Source organism: Klebsiella sp. MS 92-3, from assembly GCF_000195655.1.
Taxonomy (GTDB): Bacteria; Pseudomonadota; Gammaproteobacteria; order Enterobacterales; family Enterobacteriaceae; genus Klebsiella; species Klebsiella pneumoniae.
Genome location: NZ_GL882763.1, coordinates 41,856 through 48,890, shown reverse-complemented (window position 1 = coordinate 48,890; position 7,035 = coordinate 41,856). Strand labels below are relative to the sequence as shown.

Genomic DNA, 7,035 nt, shown 5'->3' with positions numbered 1-7,035 from the left:
CCCCCCCCGGGGGGGGGCGTTGGTTGCGCCAAACCATAGTGAGAGGATTGCCGCAACCGCACTGCCAAGCATAATTGCCGGGATCACCCGTACCGGATCCGCCGCCGCAAACGGAATTGCCCCTTCTGTTATCCCCATAAAGCCCATAATTATCGCTGGCTTACCGGCTTCTCGCTCCACATCATTAAAGATGTCTTTAAACAGAAAGGTTGCCAGCGCCAGCCCCAGAGGCGGAGTACAGTCGGCGGCAGCGACTGCTGCCATCAGCTGCGGGTTCGTTGAGATCAGTGCAACAGCAAAGAAAAAAGCGGTTTTATTCATTGGGCCGCCCATGTCAACGGCGATCATGCAGCCCAGGATGGTACCGAGGATAATAAACGACGCGCCCTGCATATTGCCAAGCCAGACGCTAAGCCACTTCATTAGCACGGCAATCGGGTCGCCAATGATGTAATACACCGCCATGCCGGTGAGAAAGGTCCCGATCAGCGGAATAATAAATATCGGTAATACCATGCGCAGGAAGTGGGGGGTTTTAAGCCGGGCGATCAGGTTCAACAGAACATAGACCACCAGCCCGGCAATAATCCCGGAGAGCATGCCGCCTAAAAATCCGGCGCCCATCTGATAAGCCATCAGGCCGCCGATGGCACCCGGCGCGATGCCCGGTTTATCGACCATCGAATACGCGATAAATCCTGACAGGATGGGGATAAACAGGGTTAAGCCAGCCATACCAATTTGCGACATGGCCTTCAGGAAACCATGGTCCGGTACGGCGGCTTCCCCGTTAAACATCACCGCGAGCGCCAACAGAACACCACCAGCGACGACAAACGGGATCATGTAGGAGACGCCGGTCATAAAATGTCGTTTAGTATTTTTTAATAGTTTTAACATGTCAGCCTCGTAACGTTTGCTGCTCAGAAGACCAGAGTTCTGGATATCAGCGTGTAAAGCGCTTCCGGGCTTTTTGCCGCTTTAATCTTGCTGACAAATTCATCATTCATGAGCATGCGCGCCAGGGTGGAGAAGTACTTCATATGCTCGTTATCCTGCGCGGATTTGCTAATCGTCAGCATGAACAGGGTATCCACCATGACGCCGCCCCAGGCGATAGGTTGCCTGAGCGTGGCAATACTGACGGAGGAATCCCTGACAGCGTCCGTTTGGGCATGGGGGATAGCAAAGCCCGAGCCAACGACGGTAGGAAAAGGCACTTCGCGAGCCCAGATATCACTGCAGAGCCTGTCACGTGTATTGGTGCGCTGCTGAAGCCACAGGTTATCAACCATCATTTTGATAGCCTCGTTTTTATCAGCGGCGTCAATTCCCCATAAAACCATCTCCGGCGATAGCAGCGGCTTTTGCGCCGCACTAAGGCTCGAGTTATGTAATGCGGCTTTGAACTGTTGTGCGTTGTGATTTTGCAAAAGATTCTGCGCCAGCGACCGGCAATCTCCGGCACTGAGTTGGCCCAGAGCGTGCTTAATCCCCGGAATCGCGGTGCAGTTCATACTCAATTCATCAAAGCCAATGCCGATAAGCAGTGGGAGAATGGTTTCGTCAGCAGTGAGTTCACCGCACAACCCGACAGGTTTACCGGCGCGATGAGCCTCTTTCACTGCGAACTGCAGGGCGCGTAAAAACGGTGGAGTGTAACTGTCATAAAGCGTTTTTACCTGGGCATTACCCCGGTCTGCGGCGAAAAAGTATTGCGTCAGGTCATTACTGCCCACGCTGAAGAAATCCGCATGTTCTGCCATCTCCGCCATAGAGAAAAGTACCGAAGGTACTTCCAGCATGATTCCGAGCGCTGTCTGTTCATCAAATGCCAGACCCTCGTGGCGCATCTCCTGTTTAACCGATTCCAGTACCTCACGACACCAGATAAGTTCTTCCACCCGAGAAATCATCGGCAGCATAATTTTGGCTTTACCTGATGCTGAGGCGCTCAGAATAGCCTTCAGTTGGGTGGAAAAAAGGTCGCGATATTGCGGATAAGTACGCACTGCCCGGAAACCAAGAAACGGGTTTTCTTCATTGTCGACGCTTAGATATCCAACCGGTTTATCACCGCCGATATCGAAGGTGCGAAAGATAACGGGCTTCCCCCCTGCCAGAGTAACAACCTGTTTATACAGGTCTGTCAGTTCAGCGCAGGAGGGCGGGCAATCGCGGCCCATATAGGTTATCTCGGTGCGAAACAGGCCGATGCTTTCCGCGCCGTTTTCAAAGGCCGCCTGCGCTTCGGCAAGGCTTGCAATATTAGCGGCTACCTCTACGCGATGCCCATCGCGGGTTCTTGCGGGCGCTAAAGCATTTTCCCGCAGCCGCTGCTGCATATCCTGCTGGACGGCAATTTCATGACGGTAGTAGCGCAGAACTTTCTCATCCGGATGAGTAATCAGGATCCCTGGCTCACCATCAATGATTATCAGCTGCTCGACATCGATATCCAGCGATGAAAAATCGATATCCGCTAGGGTTGGGATACCTGACGAACGAGCCAGTATGGCTGTATGGGAGGTTTTCCCCGTAGAGGACAGCACCAGACCTGCAAGGTGTTTGCGGTTTAGCGCCAGAAACTGGTTGGGGGTCAGGTGACTGGCGAAAACAATTGTCGGTTCATTTAGCAAAGGCGGGTGGTAAGCCAGAGCCTGTTCGCCATAGATCGCACTGATGAGCTGCGTCGCGATATCAAGAATATCCAGGGCGCGCTCCTGAAGATACTGGCTAGGCGAGCGCTCAAGCTGATGGCAAAAGTCTAGGGACGCCTGCGCTATAGCCGACCAGGCATTCATGTTGTTATTCAGATAACCGATCGCACTATCCTGAAATGCGCTGTCGGTTATCAGAGATAGATGTGCCGCAATAAGGTCGTGCTCAATACCTTGGTTTTTTCCGAGTGCGGCTTCTTGCTCTAGGCGTAATGAATCTAACCCGGCAAGAAAGTGGGCTTTTTCGCTTTCAATATTGTCGATATGCCCTGGATTGCGGGCGATAATATCGGTGAAAGCCAGGCTCTGTATTACCTGTGGTCTGGCGATGGCTGCGCCTTTATTTATGCGAGTTCCCTGAATCACGTGCGGGTTCAGTTCCCGCAGGCAGCGGGGAAGATAGCCCCACGTGGTTGCGGGTTCCGGTTCAAGGCTGAAGGTCGGGAGATCGGAAAGCAACGTGCGCAGCTGGACTGCGGCCTGTTGCTCATCTTCTCCGCAAAGGGTGATGCGACATGTATCGTTTACCAGCGTGTCACTGGCAATCAGCGAGAGGGCGCTTTTTGCATTTGCCAGTAGTCCCGTACGGGTGTTTTCCCAGTCGATATCTGCCTGGAAAAGATTACATAGCCGCGCGATGTATCCGGCAGGCCGGGCATGAACACCTTCATGAAGCTCACATACATAGGTTATAACCACCGCCATCTCAACTCCTGTATGCTATTGTGCGCGTCAACGTGTTGCCGATCTCGCTATCTTTCCCTGTTCGCAACGGTGATGATATAGTAAAAAAGTGACCTTTTATTAAAAATAGTTACCTGATTGTGATTTTGTGACTTTTGTCATATTTTTGAATGATTAATTCTCAATTATTTGTTTGATTTAGTTTGTTTTTTTGTTTCTGGTTTTTGAACCGTTTTTGCAATATGGATCACAAATTTAAAGCTAATACAAACAGGTTCATGAAATGGTGCGGGGGTAGGCAGGATGATCTGTTTCCGGCGTGTCTATTAACGACTTCTCCGGCGGCATCTATCACTATGGCGTTAGCAGATATGTACCTGATTTAAAACAATCTGAGTTATCTGCCTGATTAATGAAGCGAAACAAGGGTCCGCAATAAAGTACGGACCCGTCCGGGTATTAACGACCTACGCGAGCCTGATGCTCAGGAGAGTAACGCTCGCCGACGATTTTAATCGTTTCAAGCGCCTGGGTTATCTGACGTGAGTCATCCTGTGAAAGAATGATGTCGGCAGCCCCAGGTTTTCTTCCAGCCGTTGCAGTTTTGTATTAAGCACTGCATCCAGTGCGCAAGTCGTGGATGTCGCCGCGATGATGCCATTCATAGAGAAGAACATGAACACAGTGCCGACAATTACGGAAATACCACCAACGCCCAGGCCGGTGGTGATCGCCAGCACTATTGCGGCAATAGCGGCGATGAATACGGCATTATATGAAAAAGGCAGCCAGGTCATCATATTCAAGTGGCAGATGCACATCAAAGTCATGTCGAGGAATTTGACAAAGCGCCGATTATAATCGTACACAGGAAAACATCCGCAGCCCCCAAATAGACATTAGCATTGAGCCTCTACAGCATTTGTCTAGCCAATGTTGAAATGTCGTATTTAAAGCCAAGCTGAAGTGACGTCTGTGGTGAGTCCGGGCAATGCCTTCTTCAGTCTGATTCAGGGTTTGAGGACGGGCGAGGGTGCCAGGTTTTCTCGGCAATCATCATTTTCCGCACGGTCTCTTTTGAAATCCGGACACCGTATTCTGTGGTCAGAATTCGCCAGATGGCTGACGGATTCATACCCCGGCCGCGTGAGCGAATAAGCTGCAGTGCCTGATCTCTGATGGTGGTGTTTAACTGATGATTGCCTGGCTTTCCACGGCGCCGGCTGACCAGACCGGCTGGCCCCAGCTCGCGGTAGCGTTTAATCAGACGGGAGCACTGACGACGGGTGAGCTCCATGGATTCCGCCACTTTTGCCAGCGTAATTTCCCGCGCCATATAGGCTTCAATCAAATCCAGGCGTAGCGCTTCGTGAAGTGTCAGGAGCACTGGTTTGTTGTCGTCCATTTTTCTCTCATCTGTCGGCCATATCAGATCCGCAGGTGAGGGAAGGGCTCATCGCTTCAGGCTGGGGATAAAATCCTGCGGACTGGCCAGCACCGGGTTGATCGCCCTGAGCTCTTCCAGTGCACGTTCCTGAGCGCGCCTGCGGGGCATTTTTGTACTGCGCATTCGCTTTCCTTCAGCCTCCAGCTCTTCCTGTTTCTGCTGTGCCAGCCTCAGAACGGCACCCAGTCGTTTGTTATCAACAACCGCCCCCTGATCAACGCAGGTCAGTTTATCGAAAATCTTATAACCCAGTGGCCGGTGCTGATGCCGGAAAGTAATGCTTCCGTCAGGGTAATCATAAACGGTAATTTTTTCACCTGCTATGCGCGTATTTTGTTCGGTGGGTTCAATGATATACATCACTTTATCATACTGAAAAGTCAGTGCTTTCGATAAGGTCCGCAGCTCCTGCCAGGCGAAGATATCATTCAGCTCCAGTGGACTCTGTGTGACCGCACGGTGCAGATCTTTAGGGTATTTTGCCGGCCGGGAGAAACGACGGTTAAAATCAGACATGAAATGTTCAATCCACTGATTGGCTTCAGCAACCGAGCTGATGTTCTGCAGTCGCATCTCTTTAATCAGGCGATCCTGCAGGGTTTTATTGACCCGTTCCACGCGTCCTTTTGCCTGGCTGCTGTTGGCACAAATCAATTCGATCGCCAGTTCCCGGAGAGCCCGTCCGAACTGGGTTGTGCCGGTACGTCGGCTTTCGGGTCCGCTGACCCTGAACACCGCATGCTTGTCGCTGTAAAATGCGACAGGTTTACCATGTTTATCAATGTATTGCCGGGTAGCCATCATGTAGTCAAAGGCGTTTTCTGAATCACAGAATCGCAGGTGCATCAGGCGACCTGTGGCGTCATCCATGAAGACCAGAAGACAGCATTTTGGGGCTCTGCCTTCGAACCAGTCATGGTGAGAGCCATCGATCTGAACCAGTTCGCCGAGACAGTCGCGACGATATCGCGGCTGGTAAACCCGGGGTCGCCGGCGGGAATGAGGACGCCAGAGACCGTCGGCTGTCATCCAGTTACGGATGGTTTCAACGGAGAGATATATATGATGGCGTTCAGCCAGTTTTTCGGTTGCGAGCGTTGGGCCAAAATCTGAATAGTGGCACCGGATCAAATCCAGGGCTTTACAGCGTGTTTCTTCGTCGATCCGGTTGTTTGCAGGACGTCCACGGCGGGAAGATGCAAATGCGGTTGCGCCATCTGTCCGGTACAGACGCACAAGACGCTGCACCTGACGAACACTGAGCTTAAGTATGTCTGCTGCGTCGCGCTGAAGCAAAGCCCGGTCAAATACTCGCTGAATGATGCCAAGCCGGTAAAGTTCTTTGTCTGTCATAGTCACCAACATAAGATCGCGGTCCTGTGCTGAGCAAAATGAAGGCTTAGCGTACACGACGCGTGTGAATTGTGCTGAGACGACAATAACGCTTTGTGCTGACAGCATTGGTGCGCTTAATGCGTTTTATGTTAAATATCATGCAGTTGCATTGCTTTTTTGCTGATCCAGCGGCCAAAGTGGAGTCCTCCGTCGGTCTCCACCATTATCGCTACCGGGTAAGCCGTCAGGCATGGCCCGGTTTAAAAAGATATGCTGACAGTTCTGCTGCAGTTATATCAAACTCGAGTTGCCTGATTAATTCTGCCAGTTTTTTCTCTGCAGTATCACGGTTAATCTGATTCTGTACTATCTGGAGAACAACATGTTTTAGCTCCGGAGGGAGGTGTTCCAGATTGATATGATTACCACCCGAAATGTCATCATCCGGATTTTCGAAGAGCCAGCCGTAACTCATAAGATCACCTGTTCTATTTCACAAATTTCCAGACACCTGTCGGTACCCGGTCATACAACTTTCCCATCGTCATCTCCGCCAGCCGGTGATCAACCGCGGCATTGAAATGCTCAAGCTCATCATCTGACAGAGAATATTTATTTTTTTCTATTACCCTTTCCAGGGTTTCCTTCGATGTACAGCGCCGTAGTCGTAAAATCCATTCCTGTTTCGTCATTAGTTTTTTATATCCTGAGGCTTCCCTGGTATTTAATTTTACAAATAACGCAAATTTCTTTCAGGCGTTATGGCCCGTGCCGTTCTGTGTAAGATAATCACTGATGCTCAGACCGGACAAGCGAATGTTATCCGAAATCTCCCTGAACTGCTCCTCC

Annotated in this window: 6 protein-coding genes and 2 pseudogenes; all 8 read right to left on the bottom strand. The window is 51.0% G+C overall.

Annotated elements, in window-relative coordinates:
* Positions 1 to 900: PTS fructose transporter subunit IIC (locus HMPREF9538_RS0127090; protein ID WP_228701547.1), on the bottom strand; the 900-nt coding region annotated here is incomplete at its 3' end.
* Between the two features lie 23 nt (positions 901 to 923).
* A complete protein-coding gene (gene ptsP, locus HMPREF9538_RS21105; protein ID WP_009484311.1) occupies positions 924 to 3,425 on the bottom strand; it encodes a phosphoenolpyruvate--protein phosphotransferase in 2,502 nt (833 codons plus the stop codon).
* A gap of 438 nt (positions 3,426 to 3,863) precedes the next feature.
* Positions 3,864 to 4,012, bottom strand: a pseudogene (locus HMPREF9538_RS30975) (aldo/keto reductase); the annotation flags it as partial.
* Between the two features lie 392 nt (positions 4,013 to 4,404).
* Entirely contained in the window at positions 4,405 to 4,809 is a 405-nt protein-coding gene (locus HMPREF9538_RS21115; protein WP_009484309.1) for a helix-turn-helix domain-containing protein, read from the bottom strand.
* Between the two features lie 48 nt (positions 4,810 to 4,857).
* Complete coding sequence (locus tag HMPREF9538_RS0127085; RefSeq protein ID WP_077249638.1) at positions 4,858 to 6,204, bottom strand: ISNCY family transposase; 1,347 nt, start codon at positions 6,202 to 6,204, stop codon at positions 4,858 to 4,860.
* Between the two features lie 226 nt (positions 6,205 to 6,430).
* Positions 6,431 to 6,661: a hypothetical protein gene (locus HMPREF9538_RS21120; protein WP_009484306.1), complete on the bottom strand. Its 231-nt coding sequence runs from the start codon at positions 6,659 to 6,661 to the stop codon at positions 6,431 to 6,433.
* A 13-nt stretch (positions 6,662 to 6,674) separates the two neighbouring features.
* Positions 6,675 to 6,878 carry an HHA domain-containing protein gene (locus HMPREF9538_RS21125; RefSeq protein ID WP_009484305.1) on the bottom strand — a complete coding sequence of 68 codons (204 nt, stop codon included), beginning with the start codon at positions 6,876 to 6,878 and terminating at the stop codon, positions 6,675 to 6,677.
* A 60-nt stretch (positions 6,879 to 6,938) separates the two neighbouring features.
* Positions 6,939 to 7,035, bottom strand: a pseudogene (locus HMPREF9538_RS31410) (DNA-binding protein); the annotation flags it as partial.